This is a genomic window from Mesorhizobium sp. LNHC252B00, from assembly GCF_000502955.1.
Taxonomy (GTDB): domain Bacteria; phylum Pseudomonadota; class Alphaproteobacteria; order Rhizobiales; family Rhizobiaceae; genus Mesorhizobium.
This window is the reverse complement of record NZ_AYWO01000117.1, coordinates 1-514: the sequence shown is the minus strand read 5'-3', so window position 1 is coordinate 514 and position 514 is coordinate 1. Positions and strand designations below refer to the sequence as shown.

General features: G+C 61.7%; 1 protein-coding gene and 1 pseudogene. One reads left to right on the top strand and one right to left on the bottom strand.

Translation table 11 applies throughout. The features are described from left to right. Positions 1–206, bottom strand: a pseudogene (locus X744_RS0139290) (carboxypeptidase M32); the annotation flags it as partial. A 140-nt stretch (positions 207–346) separates the two neighbouring features. Between X744_RS0139290 and X744_RS1000000173310 the strand changes: the two are divergent. Then, positions 347–514 (top strand): DUF1304 domain-containing protein (locus X744_RS1000000173310; RefSeq protein WP_023763253.1); only part of this gene is annotated, 168 nt, incomplete at its 3' end.

The following is a 514-nucleotide window of genomic DNA, read 5'->3' as shown; positions in this document are numbered from 1 at the left end:
TCGCCTTCGGCCGCGGCGATCCAGTCCGATATTTCCGGCGCGGTCGCCCTGGTGTGATACATGCCGGCAAGGGCTGCCATCGCCTCGGCGCGCTTCTCGCCACCACCGACGGCCATGTGGGTCGCCTCATCGGCGCCGAGGATGGCCAGCGCATGCTCAAGCGCTTCGAGCTTGTGGCCGAGATCGTCGAGTTTGTGAAAGGACATGGCGGCTTCCGTGGTTGAGGACGGGCGAAAAGACACCAACGCAAAAGCATTGGCAACCCTCGGATACCATCCGGCAGATGCAGCTTGCGCAAGCGAGGTTCGGCATGAAATGCTGTCGGCGACGGATGAAGGGGAGCAGAATGATCGGCAACATCCTGGTTGGGCTGGTGGCCTTGATCCATGTCTACATCGTCTATCTCGAGATGGTGCTTTGGGACACGCCGCGCGGGCACAAGACATTCCGCCTGACGCCAGAATTCGCCGGCGCCTCCAAAGTGCTCGCCGCCAATCAGGGTCTCTATAACGGC